23 protein-coding genes are annotated in these 22,399 nt (G+C 68.9%); 8 read left to right on the plus strand and 15 right to left on the minus strand.

Going from position 1 to position 22,399, the window contains the following annotated elements; translation table 11 throughout:
• Nucleotides 1-65: 65 nt before the first annotated feature.
• Both RCH12_RS05050 and dapB read right to left on the minus strand, forming a co-directional pair.
• The gene (locus tag RCH12_RS05050; RefSeq protein ID WP_088455710.1) at nucleotides 66-509 is read right to left on the minus strand and encodes a tetratricopeptide repeat protein; all 444 of its coding nucleotides are present in this window, start codon (nucleotides 507-509) and stop codon (nucleotides 66-68) included.
• Nucleotides 506-1,345 (minus strand): 4-hydroxy-tetrahydrodipicolinate reductase, encoded by an 840-nt coding sequence (gene dapB / locus RCH12_RS05055; RefSeq protein WP_327016227.1) that lies wholly within the window; start codon nucleotides 1,343-1,345, stop codon nucleotides 506-508. The genes RCH12_RS05050 and dapB overlap by 4 nt, the downstream gene beginning before the upstream one ends.
• 59 nt (nucleotides 1,346-1,404) lie before the next feature.
• Here dapB and RCH12_RS05060 point away from each other — a divergent pair, with 59 nt between their 5' ends.
• Together RCH12_RS05060 and RCH12_RS05065 are read left to right on the plus strand one after the other, a co-directional pair.
• Nucleotides 1,405-1,896, plus strand: coding sequence for a GNAT family N-acetyltransferase (locus RCH12_RS05060; protein WP_103431281.1), 492 nt, complete (start codon nucleotides 1,405-1,407; stop codon nucleotides 1,894-1,896).
• Between the two features lie 65 nt (nucleotides 1,897-1,961).
• The gene (locus RCH12_RS05065) at nucleotides 1,962-2,249 is read left to right on the plus strand and encodes a hypothetical protein (RefSeq protein WP_327016228.1); all 288 of its coding nucleotides are present in this window, start codon (nucleotides 1,962-1,964) and stop codon (nucleotides 2,247-2,249) included.
• On the opposite strand, the gene RCH12_RS05070 is transcribed toward RCH12_RS05065, so the two are convergent.
• The 3 genes from RCH12_RS05070 to RCH12_RS05080 all read right to left on the minus strand — a co-directional run bounded on the left by RCH12_RS05070 (nucleotide 2,246) and on the right by RCH12_RS05080 (nucleotide 5,380).
• Nucleotides 2,246-2,848: a histidine phosphatase family protein gene (locus RCH12_RS05070; protein ID WP_103431292.1), complete on the minus strand. Its 603-nt coding sequence runs from the start codon at nucleotides 2,846-2,848 to the stop codon at nucleotides 2,246-2,248. The two genes, RCH12_RS05065 and RCH12_RS05070, sit on opposite strands and share 4 nt — an antisense overlap.
• A 55-nt stretch (nucleotides 2,849-2,903) precedes the next feature.
• A complete protein-coding gene (locus tag RCH12_RS05075) occupies nucleotides 2,904-4,271 on the minus strand; it encodes a M16 family metallopeptidase (protein WP_088455706.1) in 1,368 nt (455 codons plus the stop codon).
• 65 nt (nucleotides 4,272-4,336) lie between these two features.
• Nucleotides 4,337-5,380, minus strand: a complete 1,044-nt coding sequence (locus RCH12_RS05080; RefSeq protein ID WP_327016229.1) for an aldo/keto reductase — start codon at nucleotides 5,378-5,380, stop codon at nucleotides 4,337-4,339.
• 249 nt (nucleotides 5,381-5,629) lie between these two features.
• Here RCH12_RS05080 and RCH12_RS05085 point away from each other — a divergent pair, with 249 nt between their 5' ends.
• Nucleotides 5,630-6,133, plus strand: a complete 504-nt coding sequence (locus RCH12_RS05085) for a glutathione peroxidase (protein ID WP_088455704.1) — start codon at nucleotides 5,630-5,632, stop codon at nucleotides 6,131-6,133.
• A gap of 10 nt (nucleotides 6,134-6,143) precedes the next feature.
• Here RCH12_RS05085 and RCH12_RS05090 read toward each other — a convergent pair whose 3' ends face one another.
• Nucleotides 6,144-6,806: a VOC family protein gene (locus RCH12_RS05090; RefSeq protein ID WP_103431277.1), complete on the minus strand. Its 663-nt coding sequence runs from the start codon at nucleotides 6,804-6,806 to the stop codon at nucleotides 6,144-6,146.
• Between the two features lie 161 nt (nucleotides 6,807-6,967).
• On the opposite strand from RCH12_RS05090, the gene RCH12_RS05095 reads away from it, so the two are divergent.
• Nucleotides 6,968-7,447, plus strand: a complete 480-nt coding sequence (locus RCH12_RS05095) for an Lrp/AsnC family transcriptional regulator (RefSeq protein ID WP_103431276.1) — start codon at nucleotides 6,968-6,970, stop codon at nucleotides 7,445-7,447.
• Between the two features lie 99 nt (nucleotides 7,448-7,546).
• Here RCH12_RS05095 and RCH12_RS05100 read toward each other — a convergent pair whose 3' ends face one another.
• The 6 genes from RCH12_RS05100 to RCH12_RS05125 form a co-directional block, all read right to left on the minus strand.
• On the minus strand, nucleotides 7,547-9,835 hold the full coding sequence (locus RCH12_RS05100) for a polyribonucleotide nucleotidyltransferase (RefSeq protein ID WP_103431275.1): 2,289 nt from the start codon (nucleotides 9,833-9,835) through the stop codon (nucleotides 7,547-7,549).
• Nucleotides 9,836-10,097: 262 nt separating this feature from the next.
• The gene (locus RCH12_RS05105; protein ID WP_327016230.1) at nucleotides 10,098-11,096 is read right to left on the minus strand and encodes an iron-sulfur cluster-binding protein; all 999 of its coding nucleotides are present in this window, start codon (nucleotides 11,094-11,096) and stop codon (nucleotides 10,098-10,100) included.
• A complete protein-coding gene (locus tag RCH12_RS05110; RefSeq protein ID WP_327016231.1) occupies nucleotides 11,093-12,118 on the minus strand; it encodes a dihydroorotate dehydrogenase in 1,026 nt (341 codons plus the stop codon). The genes RCH12_RS05105 and RCH12_RS05110 overlap by 4 nt, the downstream gene beginning before the upstream one ends.
• Before the next feature lie 356 nt (nucleotides 12,119-12,474).
• The gene (locus RCH12_RS05115; protein WP_327016232.1) at nucleotides 12,475-13,116 is read right to left on the minus strand and encodes an FMN reductase; all 642 of its coding nucleotides are present in this window, start codon (nucleotides 13,114-13,116) and stop codon (nucleotides 12,475-12,477) included.
• The gene (locus tag RCH12_RS05120; RefSeq protein ID WP_327016233.1) at nucleotides 13,113-14,315 is read right to left on the minus strand and encodes an LLM class flavin-dependent oxidoreductase; all 1,203 of its coding nucleotides are present in this window, start codon (nucleotides 14,313-14,315) and stop codon (nucleotides 13,113-13,115) included. Before RCH12_RS05120 ends, RCH12_RS05115 begins: the two co-directional genes overlap by 4 nt.
• Before the next feature lie 119 nt (nucleotides 14,316-14,434).
• Nucleotides 14,435-15,586 carry an ROK family transcriptional regulator gene (locus RCH12_RS05125; RefSeq protein ID WP_327016234.1) on the minus strand — a complete coding sequence of 384 codons (1,152 nt, stop codon included), beginning with the start codon at nucleotides 15,584-15,586 and terminating at the stop codon, nucleotides 14,435-14,437.
• Between the two features lie 233 nt (nucleotides 15,587-15,819).
• On the opposite strand from RCH12_RS05125, the gene RCH12_RS05130 reads away from it, so the two are divergent.
• Nucleotides 15,820-17,529, plus strand: coding sequence for a glycoside hydrolase family 13 protein (locus RCH12_RS05130; RefSeq protein ID WP_327016268.1), 1,710 nt, complete (start codon nucleotides 15,820-15,822; stop codon nucleotides 17,527-17,529).
• An 86-nt stretch (nucleotides 17,530-17,615) separates the two neighbouring features.
• Here the strand turns inward: RCH12_RS05130 and RCH12_RS05135 are convergent, their stop codons facing one another.
• Nucleotides 17,616-19,154, minus strand: coding sequence for an amino acid permease (locus RCH12_RS05135; RefSeq protein ID WP_327016235.1), 1,539 nt, complete (start codon nucleotides 19,152-19,154; stop codon nucleotides 17,616-17,618).
• 268 nt (nucleotides 19,155-19,422) lie between these two features.
• Between RCH12_RS05135 and RCH12_RS05140 the strand changes: the two genes are divergently transcribed.
• Nucleotides 19,423-19,977: a type 1 glutamine amidotransferase domain-containing protein gene (locus RCH12_RS05140; RefSeq protein WP_327016236.1), complete on the plus strand. Its 555-nt coding sequence runs from the start codon at nucleotides 19,423-19,425 to the stop codon at nucleotides 19,975-19,977.
• A gap of 16 nt (nucleotides 19,978-19,993) precedes the next feature.
• On the opposite strand, the gene RCH12_RS05145 is transcribed toward RCH12_RS05140, so the two are convergent.
• The gene (locus RCH12_RS05145) at nucleotides 19,994-20,809 is read right to left on the minus strand and encodes a fructosamine kinase family protein (protein ID WP_327016237.1); all 816 of its coding nucleotides are present in this window, start codon (nucleotides 20,807-20,809) and stop codon (nucleotides 19,994-19,996) included.
• Nucleotides 20,810-20,906: 97 nt separating this feature from the next.
• On the opposite strand from RCH12_RS05145, the gene RCH12_RS05150 reads away from it, so the two are divergent.
• Entirely contained in the window at nucleotides 20,907-21,230 is a 324-nt protein-coding gene (locus tag RCH12_RS05150) for a hypothetical protein (RefSeq protein ID WP_327016238.1), read from the plus strand.
• Nucleotides 21,227-21,859, plus strand: coding sequence for a hypothetical protein (locus RCH12_RS05155; RefSeq protein WP_327016239.1), 633 nt, complete (start codon nucleotides 21,227-21,229; stop codon nucleotides 21,857-21,859). The genes RCH12_RS05150 and RCH12_RS05155 overlap by 4 nt, the downstream gene beginning before the upstream one ends.
• A gap of 106 nt (nucleotides 21,860-21,965) precedes the next feature.
• Here the strand turns inward: RCH12_RS05155 and rpsO are convergent, their stop codons facing one another.
• The gene (gene rpsO / locus RCH12_RS05160; protein ID WP_088455691.1) at nucleotides 21,966-22,235 is read right to left on the minus strand and encodes a 30S ribosomal protein S15; all 270 of its coding nucleotides are present in this window, start codon (nucleotides 22,233-22,235) and stop codon (nucleotides 21,966-21,968) included.
• Between the last annotated feature and the right edge of the window lie 164 nt (nucleotides 22,236-22,399).

Below are 22,399 nucleotides of genomic sequence, written 5' to 3' on the forward strand. Positions count from 1 at the left end.
ACCCGCATAACGGCGCGGCACCCGCATGACGGCGCTGCACCCGCATGACGGCGAATGCGCCGGGCTCAGGCCGCGGACTTCTCCAGGGCCATCGCGGTGCGAAGCGCCGAGCGCGCGCGGCGCCGGTCGCCCGACGCGTCGTAGGCCAGGCCGAGGCGGAACCAGGCCCGCCAATCCTGCGGCGCGGCATCCACGGCCTCTTGATACTGCGGGAACTGCGCGTCGGCAGCCTCGCGGTACGGCCGGCCGCTCGGGCGGCTGGGCAGGTCGTTGACCGGCAGGGCACCCTCGGCGTCAAGCTGCTTGACCAGGCGTTCGCACCGGATGCCGAAGCTGATCTCGCGCACGAGCGCCCACGCTCCGATCAGCGGCAGCACGATGAGCGCAACGCCGATGAGGATGCCGACAGGGTCACCGCTCTGCACGAAGAGCACCGCGCGCCAGCCGACGAGCACCAGGTAGAACACGAGCAGGAGTGCCATCACGACGACGGCGATGCGGCCCTTCATTCGCCGGGCTCCATTTCGGCATCCTCGGGGCCCGGCGGTGGCCCAGCAGGCGGCTCGTCCGGCGACCCGGCGGACGCCGCGGCGGGCTCGAGCACCGCATCGGTGAGCCCCAGGTCGATGAGCTGGTCGAGTCCGACGGTCACCCCGACGCAGTCGCGGGCGGCGGCCAGGGCCACCAGGATGCCGCGCTCGTAGGCCTCGGCGGAGAGCGTGTTGTGCGTGATAGTGAGGGTCTCCCCCGAGCCGCCGAAGATCACGTCCTGGCGGGCCAGCACGCCGGCCAGGCGCAGGCTGTGCACCGGCACCGTGGCGACCTGCTGGCCGCGGGCACGCTGGTCGACGTGCGGCGCGGAGACCGGGCCGAGGCCGGCGCGGGCGGCGGCCATCAGTTCGGCGGTGCGCACGGCGGTTCCCGACGGGGAGTCGACCTTGCCGGCCTGGTGCGCCTCGACGATCTCGATGGAGTCGAAGAATCGGGCGGCGAGGGCCGCGAAGGCCGTGCCGAGCACCGAGCCGAGTGAGAAATTGGGGATGATCACGGCGCCGACATCCGTGCGGCCCTTGAGTTTGTGGCCGAGCGCGTCGATGCGGGGCTGGGACCAGCCCGAGGTGCCGACAAGCACCCGGATGCCGTTGTCGATGGCGAAGTCGACCACGCCCTGGCTGACCGCCGGAACGGTGAGGTCGATCGCCACATCCGCGCCGAGCATCTCGGACAGGGCGCTGGTGGAATCGAGCCGGGCGACCACATCGTAACCCGGCGTATTCTCGACCAGACCGCCGACCAGGCGGCCCATCTTGCCCGTTGCGCCGACGATGGCCACCCGTGTTGTCATACTGCCAATCTACCAACCGGGGCGGTTGCCCCCGGCACCGGGGCACGTACCCTAGGGGCATGCCTGAATTCACCGCGGTCTCCGTCACGGATGCGGGGTCCATCACCCTGCTCACCCAGTACTTCAGCGATCGTGCGTCCACGTTCCCCTCCGCCGGCGGCTACCGCACCACGTTCCCGACTCCCGAACAGTTCGTCCCGCCGCGCGGCCAGTTCCTGCTCGTGAGCGAGACGCCGGGGTCACGCACCTTCGTGGGCTGCGGCGGTATCCGTCGCATCGACGACGGCGCGGATGGTGCGGTGCGGTTCGAGGCGAAACACCTCTGGTTGCAACCGGAGGTGCGCGGCCGCGGCTGGGGCACCCTGCTGCTCGCCGAACTCGAAACCCGGGCCAGGGCGTTCGGGGCCACCGAGCTGGTGCTCGACACGAACTCGAGCCTCGAGGCGGCCGGGGCGCTGTACCAGCGCTCCGGGTATCAGGATGTGCCGCCATACAACGACAACCCGAACGCCACGAACTGGTACCGGAAGGTGCTCGCCCCGACCCCCTGACCCGTCAGTGCTGGCTACTCTCACAGCAGGCGGCGCGGATGCGCGGCAGGAGGAGGTCGGTCGAGATGACGGTCACACGCGACACGCTGGCAGGGTTGTTGGCGGACGTGCGGGCGGGGCCCGCCAGCCGGTTCGAGGGCATCCCGGACGTGCACTATGGCGACGACCGGCACGGGGTGTGCGGTGATGAGCTCGGTGTCTCCGAATGGACGCTGACCGGCACGTCAGTGTCCGGCCAGCGACTCGACGTGCGCGGCGTCGACCTGCTCGAATTCGATGCCGCCGAGAAGATCCGCCGCAAGGATTCCTTGTGGAAGATCCTCGACGGAGGCGGGTTGCCGCCTCGCCGCTAGAACAACAGCGGGTCCGGCAGGCCGGTGCGCAGCTCCACCGGCAGGTGGCCGAGGTCGTTGTGGGTGACCAGCGACCACGGCCGGCCGGGCTTCTGCTGCAGCACGGTGAGGCCGCAGTTGGCCTGGTTGATGCTGATCCAGCGCCAGTCCGGGGCGCCGAGCACCTCGCGGACGAACCAGGCGATCACGAAGTTGTGGGTGATCAGCAGGTCGTGTCTGGGGCCGCGATGCGGGTGCAGGAACTCGGCGACGGCGTCTTCCATCTGTGCGGCGCCGGCCTCGATGGATTCCTCGCTGACGGAGTTGAAGAACGGTGCGTATGCCTTGGGCATCTCCGGCGCCCGGCCGGAGGGAACGCAGTCGAACAACAACGGCGACGGCTCCGAGGTGAGCGACGGCAGCCGGTCGGCGATGATGGCCGCCGTCTCCGCGGCGCGTTGCAGCGGCGAATGCCAGGCGCCGGTGAACGGCACCCCGCCCAGGCGTTCGGCGATGAGGTGCGCCTGACGCTTGCCCCGCGGTGACAGCGGGCCGTCCGGCAGGCCGTATTCGGCATCCTGCTGTTCACCGTGTCGCACGAGGTAGAGGTACTGGGGCATCATCGCCCTTTCGGTTGATGTCGTAGGAAGTCGAACGGGGCTCGCCGTGAACCGATCAGTTCGGCGGGAGGGGCGCCGCCCGGCGGGACAGCACGGCGTCGAAGGCGTCCTCCTCGAGGGCGCCGACGGCGGCCACGGAGAACGGCCGGGAGACCATGTCGGCCGCCAGCTGCTGCACATCGTCCGCGGTGACCAGCGCGAGGCGCCGCAGGGCCTCGTCGAGGTCGACGAACTCGCCCAGCGTGATCTCGGAGCGGCCGAGCCTGGACATCCGGGTGTCGGAGTCTTCGAGGGCCAGGGCGGATGCGCCGGAGAGCTGACCGGAGGCCCGCTTCATCTCGTCGGCGGTCACCCCGTGCTCGGCGAGGCGGTGCAGCTCGTCGAGCATGATCTCGGTGACCTGCCCGGCCTTGGCCGGGGTGCAGCCGGCGTACATGCCGAAGATGCCGGCATCCGAGTAGCCGGGCGCGAACGAGTAGACGGAGTAGGCCAGGCCGCGCTTTTCGCGCACCTCCTGGAACAGGCGCGACGACATGCCGCCGCCGAAGATGGAGGTGAGCACATTCATCGCCACGCGGCGGTCGTCGGCGGCCACGAGGCCCGGCACGCCGATCAACAGGTTGGCCTGCTCGAGCGGACGGTGCACCACGCTGATGGGCTGGCCCTGGCTGATCACCGCGGCGGCGCCGGAGCGGCGTCCCACCGGTGCGGCGTACTCGCCCAGGTCCCAACCGGCCTGCAGCAACGACCGGGTGACGGCGGCCACGAGCACGTCGTGGTCGACGGCGCCGGCAACGGTCACGACAAGGTCTTGCGGGCGGTAGTTGGCCCGGTAGTGCTCCCAGACGGCGTCTCGGGTCGCGGCGCGGATGGTGTCCGGGCTGCCGCCGATGGGTCGGCCCAACGGGTGCGCGCCCATGACGGCCTGGAAGAAGCGTTCGTTGGCGACGTCGGCCGGGTCGTCGTCGGCCATCGCGAGTTCCTCGAGGATGACGCCGCGCTCGGTTTCGAACTCCGCGGGGTCCAGCAGCGACGACGTGATCATGTCGGTGAGCACCTCCACGGCCATGTGGAGGTCGCGGTCCTGCACCTTGGCGTAGTAGCAGGTGTATTCCTTGGCCGTCATGGCGTTGTGTTCGCCACCGACGGCGTCGAACGCGATGGCGATGTCCAGCGCCGAACGCTCTGCGGTTCCCTTGAACAGCAGGTGCTCGAGGAAGTGCGTGGAGCCGAAGTGGCCGGGCTGTTCGTCGCGGGATCCCACGGCCACCCAGTAGCCGATGGTGAGGCTGCGGCTGCCCGGCACCTGTTCGGTGACGATGCGCACCCCGCTGGGGAGGACGGTGCGCCTGACGAGGGACTCACCAGCGGCCCGAAACGAGAGTTCGGTCAGGTCAAGGGGAAATTCCACGGCACCGTTCATATCCCCTCAACCTTACGACACCGCCGGGACCGGGCCCCGCTGGACGCGGCGGGCCTGGCCGCCGGTCAGGCCGACACCTTGTCGAGGTCGACCGTGTCGGCACGGCCCAGCCGCACGGCGGCCGCGGCGACCAGGGCATCCACCTGTTCCGGCCGGCTCGCGCTGGCGACCGGGGCCACGACACCGTCCTTGGCCAGCAGCCAGGCCAGCGCGATCGTCGACGGCGCCACTCCGTGGTCCTCCGCGATGCGTTCGAGCACGCCCAGCACCTTGAGGCCGGCCCGGTTGAGGTAGGCCGAGGCGCGGCCGGCCCTGATGGTGTCGGTGAGGTCGGCCTTGGAGTGGTACTTGCCGGTGAGGAAGCCGTGCGCGAGGGCGAAGTACGGCATCACCGCGACACCCTGCGCCCGGCTGACCAGGGCCAGCGACGATTCGAACGAGACCCGGTTCATCAGGTTGTACGGGGTCTCCAGGGCCACGAACCTGGGCAGGCCGTTGGCGGCGAGGACGCGGGCCTCCATCAGACGCTCCGCCGTGAAGTTGGACGCCGCGAGGTGCCGCACGGTGCCGTTGGCGATAAGCATCTCCATGGCGCCGAGGCTCTCCTCCAGCGGCACGTCGAGGTCGTCGTAGTGGAAGTGCAGAAGGTCGATGTGGTCGGTGCCGAGCCGCTCGAGGGAGGCGTGCACCGCGCCGACGATGCTGCGCGGCGAGAGACCGGGGTTGTCGCGGTTGCGGCCGATCTTGGTGGAGACGATGGTGTCGTCGCGCAGACCACGGGTGCGCATCCACGACCCGATCAGCACCTCGCTGCGGCCGGCGGCGTAGCTGTCAGCTGTGTCGAGGAAGTTGCCGCCGAGTTCCCAGTGCCGGTCGAGGATCGCCATGGCGGTGTCGCCGTCGGTGGTCCAGCCGAAGACGCTGCAGCCCAGCGCCAGCGGGTGCACGGTGAGGTCGGTGTCGCCGATGGTGCGCCGGATGTCCGGGGCGGCTGGGCGGTCGTGGTCGGGCAGCTGAACCGGAGCGGTGTGCTGGACCTCCACCGGGCGGGTTTGCAGGATGAGATCGGCTGTCGTCAGGCTGTCCGGTGTCACCTGCTCCGTTGCCACGTGCTCCGTTGCCACCTGCCCCGTTGACACACGCCCCGTCGCCACGCTGCCTCTCATGCCTTCACCGCCCCTCGGACGGACCAGCGCGGCTGCCGCGCCGACCCGTGTAAAGCCGAGAATAACCCGATCCGGCCAATCCGCCGGGGGCGCGCGGCAAGCGTTACACAAATGTGCGGCTTTACCCCCCGTTTAGCCGAAAAAAGGCCTGCGGTGAGCTCTCTCGAAGGGTCGGGGAGTAGTGTTTCCGGCATGTCCGACTCACCGCTGTACGGCGTCCCGCTCACCCTCATCGACGGCACCCCGACCACGTTCGGCCGGTTCGCCGGCAAGACCGTTCTCGTGGTCAACGTGGCATCGAAGTGCGGCTTCACGCCCCAGTATGCCGGCCTGGAGGCGCTCTACCGCCGCTTCGCTGACGACGGCCTGGTGGTGCTCGGGTTGCCGTGCAACCAGTTCATGGGCGAGGAACCCGGCAGCGAAGAAGACATCCAGCAGTTCTGCGAGCTCAACTTCGGGGTCACCTTCCCGCTCACGGCCAAGGTGGATGTGCGCGGCAAGAATCAGCATCCGCTGTACAGTCAGCTCACCGCGTTCCGGAAGGGCATGCTGCCGGGGCTGATCAAGTGGAACTTCGAGAAGTTCCTGGTGAACGGCGACGGCGTGATCGTCGACAGGTTCGCGTCGACGGTGGAGCCTGAATCGGCACAGCTCGTCGCCGCGATCGAGAAGGCCCTGGCGCGCGAAGCGGCCTGAGCCACGCCGGTCAGGCGTCCCAGCTGCACACGCAGAGCTCGTTGCCCTCCGGGTCGGCGAGCACCCACCAGTCCGGGGCGTGTTCGTCGGTGAGCAGCACTCCCCCGACGTCGATGATGTCCTGCACCCGGTCTTCACAGTCGGCGACGGGCACGTACACGTCGAGGTGGATGCGGTTGCGCTCGGTGCGTTGGATCTCCATGTGCTGGAACCACACTTTGGGGCCGCCGCCGCGAGGATCACGCAGTTCGATGTCGTCCGCGGGACCGGACTCCAGATAACCCAGCCCCACCCGCCAGAATGGGCGCACGGCCTCGGCGTCGGTGCAGTCGATGGCCACGTCGGCGCGGCTGGGCACCAGCCGGGTGGCGTGCGCCTCCTGCTCCGCGGCGAGTTCCTGGATGCGCAAGGCGAGCCGCAGATCCCGTTGGGTGATACCACCCACATCGTGGCTCGTCAGCTCGAACTCCACGGACCCGTAACCCAGTTTCACGTCTGGGTGATGATTCTGGGCATCGGCGTCGGCAGCGACGGCATCCACCAGCTGCACGGCCGCGGCGAAATCCGCCGTGCGGTAGGTGGCATACAGCGTTCCCTCCAGATGCAGGAAATCACCCCCGGAGAGCACCGAGCGGGTTTGAGCGGGAGTCAGGGTCTGGCGGGTGTCGTCCATCCGACCACTCTTCCGTGCGGCGTCGACCCGGTCAACCCTGGGCGAATCGTCGTCGTGCCGCACCCTGATCGGTGCGAACTTCCCGCCCGCGCAGCGAATGTGGGTCACGGGGTGCACTGTGCCCTATTCAGGGGCCAGCGCGCATGCTACGGTCAGGCACTATGCACCACTTGGACAGAGTCGATCTCGAGTTGCTCCGTGCGCTGTGCGCCACCCCCGACAGCACCTATGTGGGGCTCGCCAACACGCTCGGGCTCTCCCGAAACACCGTGCAGGCCCGGATGAGCCGGCTCGAGGAGTCCCGGGTGTTTCTCAACTTCGATCGCCGGGTCAGTCCGGCCGTGCTCGGCTATCCGCTGACCGCGTTCATCGAGGTCCACATCGTGCAGAAGCGCGCCGCCGAGATCATCGCCGAGCTCAGCCGCATCCCCGAGATCGTGCAGGCGCACGGCATGAGCGGCGCAGCGGACCTGCTGGTGCGGGTGGCCTGCGCCGACTCCGAAGACCTGTTCAGGATCGACCGCACGATCCTCGCCTGCGAGGGCGTCGAACGCACCGAGACCTCCCTCGCGATGGGCGAGCTCATCCCGTATCGCATCGTTCCCCTGCTGGAGCGGGGCGTGCAGCCCAGGTCGGGCTAGCTGCATTCTGCAGACGCGAAAAGGCCCGCCCTGCCGAAGCAGGACGGGCCTTCCGTCTGACCGGCACACCTGGCGAGAGGTGGCCGGCAGAACTAGTGACTAACCTTCGGCCGGAGCTTCGGGTCCCTCGGATGCAGCGTCACGACCGTGCGTGTCGGCTTCATCGGCGAGGACCGGGGCGAGCGAAAGCTTGCCACGGTCGTCAATCTTGGTGATCTCAACGAGGACCTTCTGGCCCACGCCGAGGACGTCTTCGACGTTCTCCACGCGCTTGCCGCCGGCGAGCTTGCGCACCTCAGAGATGTGCAGCAGGCCGTCCTTGCCCGGGAGGAGCGAGACGAAGGCGCCGAAAGCGGCGATCTTCACGACAGTTCCGAGGAACTGCTCGCCAACCTCGGGGTTGGTGGGGTTCGCGACGGAGTTGACCATGATGCGAGCGGCCTCGGCCGAGGGACCATCGACGGCGCCGATGTACACGGTGCCGTCTTCCTCGATCGAGATGTCGGCTCCGGTCTCGTCCTGGATCGAGTTGATCATCTTGCCCTTCGGGCCGATGAGCTCGCCGATCTTGTCGACGGGGATCTGCACGCTGATCACGCGGGGCGCGGTCGGTGCCATCTCGTCGGGCTTGTCGATCGCGGCGTTCAGCACGGCGAGGATCGTCGTGCGGGCATCCTTCGCCTGCGTCAGCGCGCCGGCCAGGACCGACGCGGGGATGCCGTCGAGCTTGGTGTCGAGCTGGATCGCGGTGACGAATTCGCTCGTGCCGGCAACCTTGAAGTCCATGTCGCCGAGGGCGTCTTCGGCACCGAGGATGTCGGTCAGAGCCGCGTAGCGGGTCTTGCCGTCGACGGTGTCGGAGATGAGGCCCATCGCGATGCCGGCGACCGGGGCGCGCAGCGGCACTCCGGCGTTCAGCATGGACAGGGTGGAGGCGCAGACGGAACCCATCGAGGTGGATCCGTTGGAGCTGAGCGCCTCGGAGACCTGACGGATGGCGTACGGGAATTCCTCACGGCTGGGCAGCACGGGGACCAGGGCACGCTCAGCGAGCGCTCCGTGGCCGATCTCGCGACGCTTCGGCGTACCGACCCGACCGGTTTCACCGGTGGAGTAGGGCGGGAAGTTGTAGTTGTGCATGTAACGCTTCTTGGTGACCGGGCTCAGGGAGTCGATGGTCTGCTCGAGCTTGAGCATGTTCAGCGTGGTGACACCCAGGATCTGGGTCTCGCCGCGCTGGAAGATAGCGGAACCGTGCACGCGCGGGATGACCGCAACCTCGGCGTCGAGCGGGCGGATGTCGGCCAGGCCGCGTCCGTCCATACGAACACCCTCGTTGAGCACGCGGGAGCGCACGACGAGCTTGGTGACGGACTTGTACGCCGCGCCGACCTGGTTGTTGGCGGTTGCGGGCAGCTCGCCGGCTTCGACCTTGGCCGCGATGGCGGTCTTGACGGATGCCTTGAGCACATCGTCGGCGTCCTGACGCGCGATCTTGTCGGCGATGACGTAGACGTCCTTGAGTCCCTCGTAGGCCAGGGCTGCGACGGCGTCGTAGGTCTCCGGGGTGTACGGCGGGAACAGCGGGTAGTTGCCGGTGGGCTTGGAGGCCGCGGCGGCCACCTGCTGCTGGGCGACGATGAGCTGCTTGATGAACGGCTTGGACGCCTCGATGCCCTCGGCGATGACCTCTTCGTTCGGCTTGATGGCGCCGCCCTGGATCAAGGTCCAGGCGTTGTCGGTCGCTTCGGCCTCGATCATCATGATCGCGACGTCTTCGCTGCCATCGGCATCCGTCACAACGCGGCCGGCGACGACCATGCTGAACACGGCCTCTTCAACCTGCGAGTGCTTCGGGAAGGCGACCCACTGGCCGGAACCGTTGTCGTCGGGGATGAGGGCGACGCGGACGCCACCGATCGGGCCGGAGAACGGCAGGCCGGCGATCTGGGTCGACATGGACGCGGCGTTGATGGCCAGGACGTCGTAGTACTCGTCCGGCGCGATGGCCAGAACGGTCACGACAACCTGGATCTCGTTGCGCAGTCCGTCGACGAACGACGGGCGCAGCGGCCGGTCGATCAGACGGCAGGTGAGGATCGCCTCGGTCGACGGGCGACCTTCGCGGCGGAAGAAGCTGCCCGGGATGCGGCCGGCGGCGTACATGCGCTCTTCGACATCGATGGTCAGCGGGAAGAAGTCGAAGTTGTCCTTCGGCTGCTTGCTGGCGCTCGTGGCGGAGAGAAGCATGGTCTCTTCGTCGATGTAGGCAGCGGCGGAGCCCTGTGCCTGCTGGGCGAGACGCCCGGTTTCGAAACGGATGGTGCGCTTGCCGTACTTGCCGTTGTCGATAACGGTCTCGGCGAACGTGATTTCTGGACCCTCCATATGGGGGTTCTCTCCTTTGTTTAGACTCGTTTGCCCGTGTGGCGCGCGAGTGGGACATCGGAGCAGGAACGCAGCAGGACTAGCTGCCGAACATGTGTTGGGCGCTGACGTTGCTGGCCACCAGTAGAAATTCACCAACGAGGCTCTGTGTCAAGCGCTGTGCGTTGGGAAACCACCACCGAGGACCAGCGTCCTGCCGGTCTGCTCCGGGTACTGCCGGCGGATCCGAAGATCCACCTCGTCAAGCCTAGCAGAGCAGGGGTTAAACGATAGGGATGCGGGCGTCGAAGACCGGCCCGTCCGCGCAGACCAGCGGGCCCTCGACACTCGGATCGGTGCGCACCGGGGCGGCACAACCGTGGCAGTAGCCGAGCCCGCACGCCATGTGGGCCTCGAGCGAGGCCTGCACGAGTACCCCCCAGTACGCGCCGAGTTCCGCGGCGAGCCTGGCGAGGACGCCGGCGCCGCAGACCATGATCACGTCGGGCGCGGTGCGCTCCGGGGTGGCACCGTCGAAGTGGGCTCGGAGGCTGTTCTGCAGCGTGAGCAGGTCGCTGGAGCCGTCGTCGTCGGTGGCCTCGACGATGTCGACGCCCAGTTCGGCGCAGTCGGCGCGGCCGAGCAGCTGCTCGGCGCTGCGTCCGCTGAGCACCATGGTGGTGCGGATGCCCCTCGTGCGGGCGTCCTCCGCTGCGCCCATCACGCCGCAGATGCCCACGCCCCGGCCGATCAGCAGGGCGGAGCGGGTGCCGCTGTCGAATTCGAAGCCGCGACCGAGCGGACCGGTGATCTGCAGGGTGCCGCCGACGGGAACGGCGGCCAGAGCGCGGGTGCCGCGGCCCACGACGCCGTAGATCATTTCCACGGTGCCGGGCCGGTCGGCGGTCGCCGGTCGGCGGCGATGGATGGCCATGGGGCGGGGCAGCAGAATCGTTTCGCCGGCGTGCGGAGGCACCGTGATCATGAGGAACTGTCCGGCCAGCGCGGTGCGGGCGATGGTGCTGCTGGCCACGACCAAACGGCGGTAGCGCTCCCCCACCGGCTCGTGCACGAGCACCTCGGCGTCGTCCCAGACCGGTTGTGGGCGGGGCACGGCCTGGCGCGGGCGAACGGAGATGAGCCCGTCAAGAGCCGCGGCATCCGCTTCGGCGAACGCCCGGGCCCGGGCGGCGGCCTCGCGACCAGCCGTGTACTCGGCCGTCGCCCGCCTGCGACCGTCCCCAACCCACTGGTTGCGGTCCGAAGACAGGTTCGGGTTCACAGGGCAGCCTCCAACTCGAGCAACTCGCGAATACTGCCGACCCCGGCGTCCTGACACCGCTGCCGCAACCCCCGCGCCACCTCCACCGCCGCGAACGGCCGGGCGAAGCTGGCGGTGCCCACCTGCACGGCGCTGGCTCCCACCGAGAAGTAGTCCAGGGCGTCGTCAACGGTCTGCACGCCACCGCAGGCGATCACCGGGATCCGCACCGCCCGGGAGGCCAGCCAGACCAGGCGCAGCACGATCGGTTTGATCGACGGCCCGGACAATCCGCCGATGACATTGCCGAGAATCGGACGGCGGGTGAGGGCATCCAGCGGCATCGCCGGAATCGAGTTGGCCACGCAGACGGCGTCGGCGCCGGCCTCCTCGGCGGCGCGGGCACAGTCGGCGATCGAGGCGACCAACACCGGCAGCTTCACGATGATCGGCTTGGCGGTGACGAGGCGAACGGCGGCGACCACCTCACGGATGGCCGCCGGATCCGAGCCGATGTCGGTGCCGTCCCGGTCGAGGTTGGGGCACGACACATTCAGTTCGAAGGCGGCGCCGTTCCCGCCCAGGGCCGCGACGACCGGGGCGTACTCGCTCGGCCGGTGGCCCCCGACGCTGATGATGGTGGGCACTTCGAGGGCCGCGTAACGCGGATGCAGCGAGGCCAGGTAGCCGGCCGGGCCACGACTGGGGATGCCGACACTGTTGACCATGCCCGCGGGGATCTCGGTGAGCCTGTGCACGGGGTTGCCGCCGCGGGCGGAGCCGAAGACGGTCTTGGTGACGGTGGCGCCGAGTTCGGTGACCGGGATGAGCGCGCCCAGTTCCGGGCCGAAGCAGCCGGAGGCCGGCATCACCGGGGTACGCAGCGTGAGGCTGCCGATCCGAACGGAGAGGTCAACGGCCGGGGTTCCCGGCATGGCTGCGTCAGCGGGAAGGGCGTTCGCGGTCGTCGCATCTGCGGGTGCGGCGGCGAAGAACACGGCGCGGGCATCCGGGGACGCGGTGTCTGCACGTACGGCGACCATGGGACGACCTGTCTGCGCGGTTGTCACGGCTTCCGTCTCGCGGAAGCACTCTCTCCGGCGCACCGTGTTCCAGTCTGACCCCCGCGGCCCAGGCCGTGTCAGAGCAGAAGGTCCCGGCGCTCTCGCCGCGCACTGTCGCTTGCGGCGCCGGGTACTTCTCGCCGCGGCCCGCCTTCGCCGCCGCGGCCCGCCTTCGTCCCGGCGGCCAGGGTTCCTACACGGGCCGTGAAGCAGTACACGTGCCGCGAAGCAGAGCACGTGCCGCGGCAGCCCGTCCGGACGGACGACACGCCGCAGCGACCCCGGGGCCGCCTCGAGTGAGACGACCGCGGGACCGCGGGTGGTGGCGAAAACCGCTAGCGCGGCGGGAACATCCCGGCGGGGTTGAAGTCCGCGGGCAGCTCGAAGGGGTCGCGCACCCGGCTGGAGCGGTCGGAGCGGGCGACGAGAGCCGACAGCTCCCCCGCCGCGCGTTCGATCCGGGCCGGCAGGGTCTGCACCCGGCTGTCGACGCGGCCGCCGTCACCGGTGCCCCAGTCCTCCGACGCGGCGAACACCGAGGTGGGCACCACCACGGCGTGCAGGTAGGTGAACATCGGCCGCAGCGCGTAGTCGAGCGCCAGCGAGTGCCGCGGCGTTCCCGCGGTCGCGCCGATCAGCACCGGCTGGTCGGTGAGGGAGCGGTTGTCGATCACATCGAAGAAACTCTTGAACAGTCCGCTGTAGCTGGTGGTGAAGATCGGGGTGACGGCGATCAGGCCGTCGGCCGCGGTGACGGCCTCGATCATCTCTTCCAGCCGCGGGTTGGCGAACCCGGTGAGCATGTTGTTCATGATGTCCTGCGCGTAGTCACGCAGCTCGTAGGTCAGCACCGTGGTGCTGACGCCCTCGTCGGCCAGCCGCGTCACGGTGGCCGTGGCCAGCTTGTCGGCGAGCAGCCGGGTGGATGACGGCTGGCTGAGCCCGGCGGAGATGACCGCCAGGGTGCGCTCGGTCATCGCTGCGCCCCCGTCGTGCCGGCGCCGGCCAGGCCGAAGGCGGCACCGGTCGCCCGGCGGTGCGGGGCGATGGCGGCGGAGGTGTCGAGGTCAGTGCGCCCGACGGATGCGGCGGCCCCCGGTGCCCGGGAGGCGGCGAGCACCAGGGATTCGTGGGTGGGCCCATCCGGCACGTCGGCCGGACGGTTCTTGGCGAACTCTTTGCGGAGCACGGGCACAACCTCCTCGCCGAGCAGGTCGAGCTGCTCGAGCACGGTCTTCAGCGGCAGTCCGGCGTGGTCCATCAGCCAGAGCTGGCGCTGGTAGTCGCCGACATAGTCGCGGAAGCCGAGGGTGCGGTCGATGACCTCCTGCGGGCTGCCGACGGTGAGCGGGGTCTGCGAGGTGAACTCCTCCATGCTCGGGCCGTTGCCGTAGACCGGTGCGTTGTCGAAGTACGGCCGGAACTGACGCTTGGCATCCTGCGAGTTCTTGCTCATGAACACCTGGCCGCCGAGCCCCACCATGGCCTGCGCGGCGGTGCCGTGGCCGTAGTGCTCGAACCGGTTGCGGTAGTACTTGACCATCTTCGCGGTGTGCGAGGCCGGCCAGAAGATGTGGTTCGAGAAGAAACCGTCGCCGTAGTACGCGGCCTGCTCGGCGATCTCGGGGCTGCGGATGCTGCCGTGCCAGACGAACGGCGCCACACCGTCGAGCGGGCGCGGGGTGGACTGGAAACCCTGCAGCGGGGTGCGGAACTGGCCTTCCCAGTCGACGAAGTCCTCGCGCCAGAGCCGGCGCAGCAGAGCGTAGTTCTCCAGCGCCAGCGGGATGCCCTGGCGGATGTCCTGGCCGAACCAGGGGTAGACCGGGCCGGTGTTGCCGCGGCCCAGGGTGAGGTCCACCCGGCCGTCGGCGATGTGCTGGAGCATCGCGAAGTCCTCGGCGATCTTCACCGGGTCACTGGTGGTGATCAGCGTGGTGGCGGTGGAGAGGATGATGCGCTCGGTCTTGGCGGCGATGTAGCCGAGCATCGTGGTCGGCGACGAGGGTACGAACGGCGGGTTGTGGTGCTCGCCGGTGGCGAACACGTCCAGCCCCACCTCTTCGACCTTCTGCGCGATGGTGAGCATGGCCTTGATGCGGGCGTGCTCCGTCGGCGTCTGACCCGTGGTGGGATCGGTGGTCAGGTCCCCGACCGTGAAGATTCCGAACTGCATTTCCAGCCTCCAAAACTCAATGCGTCTGCATGTATATAGGTGTCAACGGCGGATGGCCCGATCCTATTCCCGAGCCGGCGTGGGGTGGGGGCGACGGTTTGTCCCGACGGCCCGCCGGGTCAGTCCGCGACGGCGAACCGGGTCAGGGTGTGCTGGATCGCGACGGCCGCCGCTCCCCTGGCCCAGGACGACGTGCCACTGTCGTCGACGGTGATCTGCAGCGGCGTCGCCTCGGCATCGCGGTCCCCGTTGGCCGCCGCCACGATCTCGTCCGCCACCACCTTCCACAGCCCGATGCCCTCGCCGGAGAGCACGACGGTGTCGACCATGGCGATGTTGGCGATCAGGGCCACCAGGCGGCCGAGGGCGCGTCCGGAGGCCTGGACGACGGACAGTGCGGCGGGCACCCCCGCCGCGGCCAGCGCGAGCGCCTCGTCGTACTCCACCGGCCGGCCCAGGGCATCGCCCACCTGCGCCCGGATGCTGCCCTGGGTGAGCATGGCGTCCGAGCAGCCCCGGTGTCCGCTGCCGCAGAGCGGCCCGGTCGCATCCAACGGCACGTGTCCCCCGAGGCCGAGACCGGAATCCCGGGTGCTGATCACCCGGTCGTTGACCACCAGGCCGTAACCCACGCCGACGCCGATGGTGAGCACGGCGAAGCTGGCGGCGCCCCGGCCCGCCCCGAACCACTGTTCGGCGGCCGCCAGTCCCACCACGTCATTCTCGACCAGCACCGGGATGCCCAGGCCGGCTTCCAGCGCGGAGGCCAGGTCCACGTCACGCCAGGCCAGGAACGGTGCCCGGGCGACGACCCGTGAGCCGACGACCTGGCCGCCGACGGTCACCCCGAGTGCCGTGATCGGCGCGCCGTCGGCGAGTTCGAGCACCAGCGAGCGCAGCTGCCGCACCACCCCGGCCACGTCAGTGCCGTCGAGCCGGCGGTGGGCCGAGGAGAGCTCGTTCACGCGCAGGTCGGTGAGCACGCCGAAGGCGCTGTCGCCGGTGAGCTTGACCCCGACGTAGCGGCGACCGTCCAGGCGCACATCCAGCGGCTTGGTGGGGCGGCCGACCCCGCTGATCAGGGTGTTGCTGACCTCCACCAGTAGACCGCTGTCGAACAACGGCTTGCTCAGCCGGGTGAGACTCGCCGGGGACAGGCCGAGGCGGCGCCCCAGGTCGCTGCGCGAGATCGGGCCGTGCATGAGAACGGCACGCGCGAGGCCCATCGCGGAGTCACCGATCGATGGCGCGGCCCCGGTACTGCCGTACATCGCGGTCGCCCTTTCCTGGCCCCCGAATCGGGTTGGCTCTCATCTTGACATAGCCGCCCCGCCCGCGCACCGACTGGCGCACCACCCCGAGGCACCCCCGCAGTGGTGCCGCCCGAACACCGGACGCTACATTGGACGGACGACTTTTTTCTGCAGCTAAACCAATTCGCGTGACACCGGATCGCCCGCGCTGACCCGCGCCGGCCCCGGCCAGGGAGGACCCCGTGACCAATCTGCACAGCCGCACCGCCGGCACCGACCCCGCCGACACCCAGGACGGCCCGCACACCGCGGCGCCGTGGTGGACCACGGCCGTGGTGTACCAGGTCTATCCGCGCAGCTTCGCGGACTCCAACGGCGACGGCGTCGGCGACCTCGGCGGGGTGCGCGGCAAGCTCGGTTACCTCGCCGAGCTCGGCGTGGACGCGATCTGGCTCTCGCCGGTCTACCCGTCCCCGCAGCACGACAACGGCTACGACATCCGCGACTACCAGGACATCGACCCGGTGTTCGGCAGCCTGGCCGAATTCGACCTGCTGCTGGCCGAGGCCCACGAGCTCGGCATCAAGATCGTGATGGACCTGGTGGTCAACCACACCAGCGACGAGCATCCGTGGTTCGTCGAGTCGCGCTCGTCGATCGACAACCCCAAGCGCGACTGGTACTGGTGGCGCCAGCCCGGAGCGGCGGGCGCCGAGCCGAACGGCTGGGGCAGCGCGTTCAGCGGCCCGGCCTGGACTCTGGATGAGACCACCGGTGAGTATTACCTGCACCTGTTCGCCACGCAGCAGCCCGACCTCAACTGGGAGAACCCCGAGGTGCGCCAGGCGGTCTACTCGATGATGAACTGGTGGCTGGACCGCGGCGTGGACGGGTTCCGGATGGACGTGATCAACTTCATCGCCAAGCAGGTGGAGCTGGTGAGCGGGCCGGCCGCGGCGACCGGGGGTGGTTCGCCGATGGGCGCGCAGATCCACGAGTACCTGCAGGAGATGCACCGGGCGGTGTTCGCCGGACGCACCGGAGAGCACCTAACCGTGGGCGAGATGCCCGGTGTGAGCATTCAGGATGCCGTGCTGTTCACGGATGCGGCCCGCGCCGAGGTCGACATGATCTTCCAGTTCGAGCATGTCTCGCTCGACCAGGGCACGCACAAGTTCGACCCGCTGCCGCGCAGCCTGGTGCCGCTGAAGCAGAGCCTGGCCCGCTGGCAGGTCGGCCTGGCGGAGACCGGCTGGAACAGCCTCTACCTGAACAACCACGACCAGCCGCGGCTGGTGTCGCGGTTCGGCAATGACACCGAGTTCCGGTACGAGTCGGCCACCCTGTGGGCGCTGGTGCTGCACCTGCACCGCGGCACGCCCTACATCTACCAGGGCGAAGAGATCGGCATGACGAACGTGACGTTCGACACCATCGACCACTACCGGGACATCGAGTCGCTCAACCACTACCGGGAGGCCGTGGAGCAGTTCGACCAGTCGCCGGCGAGTGTTCTGGCCGGGGTGCACGCCATGGGGCGGGACAACGCGCGCACACCGATGCAGTGGGACGACTCGGCCCACGCCGGGTTCAGCACCGGAACGCCGTGGCTCGCGGCCAACCCGAATTTTCCGCGCATCAACGTGGCAACGGACCGGGCGGCGGCGCGCAGCGTGTTCGCGTTCTACCAGCGGCTGATCGAGCTGCGGCACACCGACCCGGTGGTGGCGCTCGGAGCATTCGAGCTGATCGAACCCGACCACGAGCAGCTGTACGCGTTCACCCGCATCCTGGACGGCGTGACGTTGCTGGTGCTGGCGAACGTGTCGGATGCGCCGCTGACGGTGCAGGGCGAATGGCTGCCGGATGACATCTCCGGTGCCGAGCTGCTGCTGGGCAACTATCCGGGTGACGGTTCCGCGGCGCTCCGGCCGTGGGAGGCCCGGCTGTATCGGCTCTAACGGCATCGGCGCGCTTCTGTTGCCGAAGCGGACTTCTGCGTCCGGCGTACCGGACGCAGAAGTCCGCTTGAGCAACAGTTGTGTGGCTACTTGCCCTTGAGCGAGCGCTCCTCGCGTTCGATCTCCTCGCGCCGGGTGGCGTCGACGATGAGCTTGGCGTTGATGCCCACCAGGGAGTGGCGGCGACCGTAGGCGAAGTAGACGACGAAGCCGAGGGCCAGCCAGACCGCGAAACGCGCCCAGGTGAGGGTGGTGAGGTTCAGCATCAGCCAGAAGCAGAGCACTGCCGAGAGGATCGGCAGGAACGGCGACAGCGGCACCTTGAAGGAGCGCTTGAGGTCGGGCCGCTTCTTGCGCAGCACCACGACGGCGATGCTCACGAGCACGAACGCCGACAGGGTGCCGATGTTGATCATCTCCTCGAGCACACCCACGTCGGTGAGTCCGGCGATCAGAGCGACCGCCGCGCCAGTGATGATCTGGATGCGCACCGGCGTGCGACGCTTCTCCGAGGTGACGCTGAGCCAGCGCGGCAGCAGGCCGTCGCGGCTCATGGCGAACAGCACCCGCGAGAGCCCGAGCAGCAGCACCATGATCACCGTGGTGAGGCCGGCCAGGATGCCGATGGAGATGACCTGGGCGGCCCAGCCGGCGCCCACGGCGATGAAGGCGGTGGCCAGCGACGCGTTGGGGTCATCGGCGAGCACGGTGTACGGCACCATGCCGGTGAGTACGAGGCTGACACCGACATAGAGCACGGTGACGATGGCCAGGCCGGCGAAGATGCCGCGCGGCAGGGTCTTCTGCGGGTTCTTGACCTCTTCGGCGCTGGTGGCGACCACATCGAAGCCGATGAAGGCGAAGAACACCAGGGAGGCGCCGGCGAGCAGGCCGAAGATGCCGTACTGCGCCGGGGCGGCGCCGGTCATGAACGAGAACAGCGACTGGGTCCAGACGTCGCTGCCGACGCCATCCGTGGTGGGCACCGACTCGGGGATGAACGGCGAGTAGTTGGCCGGGTTGATGAAGAACGCGCCGACGACGATGACGAAGAGCACGATCGCCACCTTGATGATGGTGAACACGCTGGCGACGCGGGCGGAGAGCTGGGTGCCCAGCACCAACAGCGTGGTGAAGACGGCAACGATCACGAACGCGCCCCAGCTCACGTCGAGCCCGATCACGTTGATGGTGGCGGGGATGTCCCAGTTCCAGAGGGCGAAGACGTTACTGAGGTAGATGCCCCAGTACTTGGCGATCACGGCCGCGGCGGTGAGCATCTCCAGGATCAGGTCCCAGCCGATGATCCAGGCCAACAACTCGCCCAGGGTGGCGTAGGTGAAGGTGTACGCGGAGCCGGCCACGGGCACGGCGGAGGCGAACTCGGCGTAACACATGATCGCGAGGGCGCAGGTGACGGCGGCGAGCACGAAGGCGAACGTCACGGATGGTCCGGCGTAGCTGCCGGCGGCCTTGGCACCGACCGAGAAGATACCGGCGCCGACGGCGACCGCGACTCCCATGATCATCAGGTCCCAGGTGCCGAGGGTGCGTTTAAGACTGTGCCCCTTTTCCAGGGAATCCTCGATCGATGACTCGATGCTCTTCGTGCGCCAGAGACTCATGGGGGTGTCCATTCCGTGTAAAGCTCAAGTTTAGGGCGACACGTCCACCTGCGGCAGACCAAAAAGTCCCAACCCGGCGCTGCAGGGGGCTGCAGGGGGCTGCAGGTCGGGCCGGGCCCGGCAAGCGATACCGATTCGGGTGCCGGTGCAACCTCAATGTTTCGTGAGTTTCACTGCAGGCGCGCCGGCTCGTGGCTACCGTGGAATGGTCGTCCGGTTCACCCGGCCGGCGAACACGATCGTGAACACCGATGACAGGGAGAGAACCATGACGACCACCGAGCTTTCCGGCAAGCGCATCGCTTTTCTACTCACCGATGGCTACGAAGACAGCGAACTGTCCAGCCCCTGGCAGGCCGTGACGGATGCCGGGGCCACCGCCGTGCTGGTGTCCCCCGCCACCGAAAGCGTCACGGGCAAGAAGGGACACTCGCAGTACGTCGACCTGGCCGTCGCCGAGGCCAAAGCCGACGACTTCGACGCTCTCGTGCTGCCCGGCGGCGTCGTCAATGCCGATCATCTGCGCATGGACGAGGACGCGGTCTCCTTCACCCGGGACTTCTTCGCCGCGCACAAGCCGGTGTCGGCGATCTGCCATGCCGCCTGGATCCTGATCGAGGCCGGCGTGGTGGAGGGGCGCACGCTCACCTCGTATCCGAGCCTGAAGACCGACCTGCAGAACGCCGGGGCCACCTGGGTCGATGAGGAAGTCGTGGTCGACCAGGGCCTGGTCTCCAGCCGCACCCCCACCGACCTGCCGGCGTTCAACGCGAAGGTGATCGAAGAGGCGCGCGAAGGCACCCACGCGGGGCAGACGCTGTAGCACTCACCCCGGCCGGTCACTCCGCGGGCGGGCGGGTGGCGGGTAGCTCGAGCACGGCCTCGGCGGTCTGCTCGAGTGCCCGGCCGTACGCCGCGCCGTGTCCGGCCGCGTGCACGGCCAGCGGATGCAGCTGGTGCAGCGGCGTACGTGCCCGCCAGCCCGGCACCAGCCGCGATGCCGACTCGTAGCCGGCGGTGATCTCCTCGAGGTTCGGGCAGCCGAACAGGGCGAGCATCGCCAGGTCGGTTTCGCGGTGGCCGCCGTGCGCGGCCGGGTCGATCAGCACGACCCCGTCGGCGGACCACAGCACGTTGCCGGTCCACAGGTCGCCGTGTATCCGGGCCGGCGGGGCACCGTCGTCGAAGTCGCCGGCCTCGATGCGCGCGCAGGCCGCGTGCACGGCCTCGGCCTGCCGGGCCGTGATCCCGCCCACGTCGACGGCGATATCCAGGTACGGCAGCACCCGGTAACGGGCGTAGAACACTCCCCAGTTGCTCTCGTAGGCGCTGGGGAGGCTGCGATTACCGATGAACAACGGGCCGCTCCAGTTGTCGGGTGGGGCGCCGAACGCCGCGGCGCCGGCCGAGTGGGTCACCGACAGCTCGGCGCCGAACGCTCGCGCGGCCGACCGGCTGGGTGGCACCTCGTCGATGGTCTCCAGCACGATGTGCCCGGGCTCGAGGTCGAGCACCTGGGCGGTGCGCACTCCCCCGGGTATCGCCAGCCAGGCCAGGCCGGCGGCCTCGGCCTCGAAGAAGCCGGAGGGGGCACCGTGGTGCCGCTTGTCGAAGCCCCGCGGGTCGCCGCCGGGTGAGCTGACGAAGTCATTCATCCCTCCACTCTTACCGCTTGCCCCGTCCGGCGCTACGGGGAGACCGGGGTGTCAAGGAATGCTTGACAGAACTTCGCTGTCAATGCATCCTTGACACATGAACGCGAAAAGTTCCCTTTCCCGCCCGCGCTGGTATGCCGCGGCCGTGGTCGGCGGGGTGATGGCGATCGCCGCACTCTCCACCGCGGCCATCCTCGTCGACCACGACCCGGCCGACTCCGTCTTGGGCTTCCTCACCGGAATGCTCAGCGTCCTGCTGGTCACCGTCATCCTGTGGACCGAGATCGGCCGCCAGAGGGTGGCCAGGCTGCGCGACACCGTGGCACTCGACAATCTGGAACCGCTGCGCGCCGCGACCGACGCCGACAGCGCGGAACAGCGGCCTGCCCAGCGACATGACCAGCGGACGGACGAGCGATGACGGCGCCGACACCCGAACAGTCACCGACGTCGCTGACGGCCGCCGAGGCCGCGGCGGTGCGCGACGCCGTCGCCGAAGCGGTGCTCGGCACCCCGACCGGGCTCCGCGCCAACCTCGAGAGCGACCCGGATGCGTACCTCCGTCTGGTCGGTGCCAGCCGCACCGCCGCGGAGGAAACCAGCCGATTGCTGCGGGACTCGATCAACGGTGCGCGGGCCGCCGGGCACAGCTGGGACGCCCTGGGCCGGGTGCTCGGGGTCAGCCGGCAGGCCGCCCAGCAGCGATTCTCCGCGGCGAGCCACACAGGCTCCGCCGGCCCGGCCGCGGCCGCACACGACGGCGAGCCCGGGCATCCGCGCCGCAAGGTGCTCAGCCCGGTCACCGCGTTCGACGAGATGGCCATCCTGGCGATCGAGGGCCGCCGCGGCTGGCACGTCGTGGATTACGGCACGCTCTACCACGTGCTGGAGGCCTCGGACCGGCAGTGGGAGCACCGCCGGCTGCTGTGGACACCGGGAAACGCGGCTAGACGACACCTCGAGGCCGAGGGCTGGCGTCTGGTGGGCGAGACGACGTTCCCGTGGGGTTATTACACCCGGGCACTGGACTCGGCGGCCGAGCCGGCCTGACAGCGGCGGCCTGACGGCATCCGGGTACACAAAACGGGCCGCCACCTCAAGGGTGACGGCCCGTTTCGAAGAAGATCGCGTTATCAGCGAACCATTCGGCTACTACCTAGCGGCGCAGGCCGAGACGCTCGATGAGCGAGCGGTAGCGGCTGATGTCCACGTCGGACAGGTAGCCGAGCAGACGGCGACGCTGACCAACCAGGAGGAGCAGGCCACGACGCGAGTGGTGGTCGTGCTTGTGCTCTTTGAGGTGCTCCGTGAGGTCGAGAATGCGCTGCGTGAGCATTGCAATCTGGACTTCGGGGGAACCCGTGTCGCCCGGGTGGGTAGCGTACTTTTCGATGATCGCCTTCTTAGCATTAGCTTCGAGTGCCATAGATGGGATCCCCTTTCTCTCACTGCGCGGTGCTCGGGGCAGAATGCCTGAGCTCTCTTTATCCGCGGCCGTTGAACGGCAACCTCAAGAGCTTAGCAGAGTTCGGCCACCCCGTTCGGATCGGGGTTCCCCTCTCCGGCGGGAGCGCAGGCGTGACGCCGGAC

It is taken from the genome of Cryobacterium sp. MP_3.1, from assembly GCF_035984795.1.
GTDB lineage: Bacteria > Actinomycetota > Actinomycetes > Actinomycetales > Microbacteriaceae > Cryobacterium > Cryobacterium zongtaii.

Bases quoted from the DNA above. Each gene is read 5' to 3' on its own strand.
- RCH12_RS05050 (WP_088455710.1), bottom strand. From the start codon at position 509: ATGAAGGGCCGCATCGCCGTCGTCGTGATGGCACTCCTGCTCGTGTTC.
- dapB (WP_327016227.1), bottom strand. From the start codon at position 1,345: ATGACAACACGGGTGGCCATCGTCGGCGCAACGGGCAAGATGGGCCGC.
- RCH12_RS05060 (WP_103431281.1), top strand. From the start codon at position 1,405: ATGCCTGAATTCACCGCGGTCTCCGTCACGGATGCGGGGTCCATCACC.
- RCH12_RS05065 (WP_327016228.1), top strand. From the start codon at position 1,962: ATGACGGTCACACGCGACACGCTGGCAGGGTTGTTGGCGGACGTGCGG.
- RCH12_RS05070 (WP_103431292.1), bottom strand. From the start codon at position 2,848: ATGCCCCAGTACCTCTACCTCGTGCGACACGGTGAACAGCAGGATGCC.
- RCH12_RS05075 (WP_088455706.1), bottom strand. From the start codon at position 4,271: ATGAACGGTGCCGTGGAATTTCCCCTTGACCTGACCGAACTCTCGTTT.
- RCH12_RS05085 (WP_088455704.1), top strand. From the start codon at position 5,630: ATGTCCGACTCACCGCTGTACGGCGTCCCGCTCACCCTCATCGACGGC.
- RCH12_RS05090 (WP_103431277.1), bottom strand. From the start codon at position 6,806: ATGGACGACACCCGCCAGACCCTGACTCCCGCTCAAACCCGCTCGGTG.
- RCH12_RS05095 (WP_103431276.1), top strand. From the start codon at position 6,968: ATGCACCACTTGGACAGAGTCGATCTCGAGTTGCTCCGTGCGCTGTGC.
- RCH12_RS05100 (WP_103431275.1), bottom strand. From the start codon at position 9,835: ATGGAGGGTCCAGAAATCACGTTCGCCGAGACCGTTATCGACAACGGC.
- RCH12_RS05110 (WP_327016231.1), bottom strand. From the start codon at position 12,118: ATGGTCGCCGTACGTGCAGACACCGCGTCCCCGGATGCCCGCGCCGTG.
- RCH12_RS05115 (WP_327016232.1), bottom strand. From the start codon at position 13,116: ATGACCGAGCGCACCCTGGCGGTCATCTCCGCCGGGCTCAGCCAGCCG.
- RCH12_RS05120 (WP_327016233.1), bottom strand. From the start codon at position 14,315: ATGCAGTTCGGAATCTTCACGGTCGGGGACCTGACCACCGATCCCACC.
- RCH12_RS05125 (WP_327016234.1), bottom strand. From the start codon at position 15,586: ATGTACGGCAGTACCGGGGCCGCGCCATCGATCGGTGACTCCGCGATG.
- RCH12_RS05135 (WP_327016235.1), bottom strand. From the start codon at position 19,154: ATGAGTCTCTGGCGCACGAAGAGCATCGAGTCATCGATCGAGGATTCC.
- RCH12_RS05140 (WP_327016236.1), top strand. From the start codon at position 19,423: ATGACGACCACCGAGCTTTCCGGCAAGCGCATCGCTTTTCTACTCACC.
- RCH12_RS05145 (WP_327016237.1), bottom strand. From the start codon at position 20,809: ATGAATGACTTCGTCAGCTCACCCGGCGGCGACCCGCGGGGCTTCGAC.
- RCH12_RS05150 (WP_327016238.1), top strand. From the start codon at position 20,907: ATGAACGCGAAAAGTTCCCTTTCCCGCCCGCGCTGGTATGCCGCGGCC.
- RCH12_RS05155 (WP_327016239.1), top strand. From the start codon at position 21,227: ATGACGGCGCCGACACCCGAACAGTCACCGACGTCGCTGACGGCCGCC.
- rpsO (WP_088455691.1), bottom strand. From the start codon at position 22,235: ATGGCACTCGAAGCTAATGCTAAGAAGGCGATCATCGAAAAGTACGCT.